The organism is Burkholderia sp. Tr-862, assembly GCF_011753085.1.
Lineage (GTDB): Bacteria > Pseudomonadota > Gammaproteobacteria > Burkholderiales > Burkholderiaceae > Burkholderia > Burkholderia ambifaria.
This window is the reverse complement of sequence record NZ_VWWG01000315.1, coordinates 1-3,027: the sequence shown is the minus strand read 5'-3', so window position 1 is coordinate 3,027 and position 3,027 is coordinate 1. Positions and strand designations below refer to the sequence as shown.

The window sequence follows — 3,027 nt, the reverse complement described above, 5'->3', positions numbered from 1 at the left end:
GACGCACGATCATCCGTTTCAGCCGGCCGAGCGGATCGTATTCGCGCCGCTGCTCGAAATGCCGATATTGACGGCGGGTCTCGCGATGCAGCGCGTCACGCTCGAAATCCACGAGGGGTTGTCCGTCCAGCAGTACGCCATGCAGATGACCCGAGCCATAGCGCAGCCAGTCTATCGTCCGCGTATTCGGCAGTTGCGTGCGGATCCGGTTGCCGAGCACGTCATATTCATGCCGGGTCACGGTCGTATAGGCGCTGTCGGTATCCGGGTAGATCGTCTGTTCTTCCGCGATCAGGTTGTCGGCGTCGTCGTAGTGCAGCGTCACGCGACTGCCGTAACCCTGCGCGGTTGTCAGCCGACCACGAGCGTCGTAATAGAAACGCTCGATCACCTGAGCGCGACTGCTCGCGCCCTTCATCTCCCGCCGCGTCAGGCGCCCGAGCGGATCGCGCGCGTAGCTCGTCTCGATATCACCGGTCTGCGTGCCGATCAGTTGCCCCGTGTCGTCCCACCGGTAGCGAGTCGTGCCGCCATCGAAGTCCGTCTGCTCGGCGAGGCGCCCCAACTGGTCGTAGCTGAACCGCATCTGGTCGCGGTTCTCGTTGGTCAGCGTGTCCAGCCGCCATTGCCTGTCGTATCCGTACGCCAGTTCCCGGCCTGCGGCGTCCTTGCGCCAGGTCGGCTGGCCGCGTGCATTGAACGTGTACTCGGTGACGTAGCCAGCGCCGTCGCGGTAGGTGCGCAGGTTGCCTTCGCCGTCCCACGTGAAGCGCTCTTCGGTGCCGTTCGGATGCGTGACGCTAGTGACCTGTCCCCGCGCATCGCAGCTGTACAGCGTAATGTGTCCCGCGGCATCGGTGACCCGCGACAGATGACCGCGCTCGTCGTAGCCGTAGTGTGTCGTGTGGCCGGAGCAGTCGGTCGCCTCCGCCAACCGTCCTCCGTGGTCGTAGCGAAAGCGCTTCACGCCGCCCTTCGGGTCGGTCAAGACAGCAGCTCACTTTGGACGCCCCATGCGTAGCGGGTCGTGCGACCTGACGCATCCGTCACCGAGACCGGGCGGCCGAGCGGATCGTATTCCGTTTGGGTGACGCGGCCGTCCGCGGTCGTGACCGCGACGGGCAGACCGGCAGCATCGTATTCAGTGCGCGTCGTATTGCCGAGCGCGTTGGTTTCGGCAGTGAGGCGCCCCTGCACGTCATAAGCGAAACGTTGCGTGTGACCCAGCGCATTCTTGGTGCCGATGAGACGGTTCTGTTCGTCCCATTCATAGGACTCGGTCGAACCATCCGGGTGTTCGACCAGCACGATCCGGTTGTGGAAGTCGTAGCGGTGGATGGTGGCATGACCATCCGCGTCGGTGACCTTGGTGTACCAGTGTTCACGGTGGTACTCGAAGCGCGTGTCATCCTGGACGTGCTGCCCTTCGGTGCCGTACCAGGTCCGCACACAGCGCGCACCGGCCGGCGCCGGCACGCCTTCGCGTCGCCCCGGCCAGTCCCACATCAGGTTCGCGGGGTGACCGTTGAAGTCCGTATAGCGCGTGAGCAGATGCTGCTCGTACGCATACGTGCGCCGGAAGCCGAGCATGTCGACGTGGCCGATCAGGTCGCCTTCGGCGCTGTACGTGTAGTGCGCGAGTGCTTCGTTGGCGAGGCCGGGGACTCCCGCGCGGTAGATCGCCGACACCCGGCCGTCGACGTAGTCGATGCGAATCGCGTTGGCCACGCCATCGCTGATTGTCGTGAGTTCACCGGCTGCGTTGTAGGTAAAGCTCAGGCCGAGGCCGTCGCGGTTCGTGCGGGAGATGAGGCGGTAGCGAGCCGATGCAATGAAGCCATGCAGTTCGTAATCCTCTCGACCGCCGTCGGGATAGCTCAGTCGAATGCGGCGCCCGTCCAGCCGCGTCACCGCGAACTGTTCGGCCGGCACCTCCACCGATTCCCCCATACCGACTGGCGGCAACGGCACCGCCCGGCTATCGGGATCGAAGAACGTCAACGTTCCATCCCGTTCCTCCAGCGACAGGTGATACGCGCTACTCCAGCGTGCGCCCAGCGGGCTCCCGTCGTAGGCCGCGAGGCTCGACCGGTAGCGTCGCGTCCACATGATCGGCACGACGCCGTCGAGCACGAAGTCGGTCTGCTCGAGGTTCTCGTCGCCCATCGCGTAATTGACGGGCTTCGGGGTCGTCGTTTTCGGGCACCCGCACCCGTTCTTCGCCGGCAGCGGGCTCGGCGCCGCGCCTTTCTGCGTCGAATCACGGTGCTCACCCGGCTTCCTGTGCGGCTCGCGCATCGTGCCCGGCGCGGCCTGCGCCACATGCGACGGGATCCTGCGTGCCTTGCGGGCCTTGATCTCCGCGGTGATCTGCCCGGCCATGAACAGCAGACTGCCGGCTTCCTCCACGCTGCCGAATGCCCGGTCGAGCATCGGCCCCGTGTCGCGATCGAACGCGTCCAGCCACGCAACGATCGCGTCGCGCTGCCCCGAGACCTTGAGCAACTGGTCAATGCCAATGAGCGCGATCTCCTCGGTCGACGGCACCCACGACAGGAAGCCCGTGTTCTTCTTGATCCGTCCCATCTGCTCGGCCACGGAAACGGGATCGAGCACGAAGCGGCGCACCGTGCGCGAGGCTTCGCGCACGCCTGCGACGATGTCGGTCTTCCATTTCGCGAGGGACACGTCGAGTTCGGCCATGAACGCAAGCACGTCGCCACCGGCCGTCGCCCAGAACAGGTCGACCAGCACCGCCGCGCCCGCGCCCTTCGCGAACGCGAGCAACACCTCCTTGACGACCGCGCGCGCCGGCCGCGTCGCATTGCCCGCCGCCGGCACGACGCCGATCGCATCGATCGCGAGGATCCCCCAATTGAGCACCTTCCCGGTGCCGCCCGGCTCGCTGCAGATCCGGTAGATATCGACGCCGACGTCGTACAGCGACATCGCATTGCCGACGAACGGCACCATGTACAGGCACTGCACGAAGATTTCGAGGCCGTGATTGCCGACCGCTTCGGCGTC

Annotated in this window: 1 protein-coding gene and 1 pseudogene; both read right to left on the bottom strand. The window is 65.6% G+C overall.

The annotated features are described in order from the left end of the window. A pseudogene (locus tag F3J14_RS35985) lies at window positions 1-988 on the bottom strand (RHS repeat protein); the annotation flags it as partial. Beyond that, on the bottom strand, window positions 985-3,027 hold a 2,043-nt coding region (locus F3J14_RS34310), incomplete at its 5' end, for a DUF6531 domain-containing protein (RefSeq protein ID WP_247682356.1). The gene F3J14_RS34310 and the pseudogene F3J14_RS35985, both read right to left, overlap by 4 nt.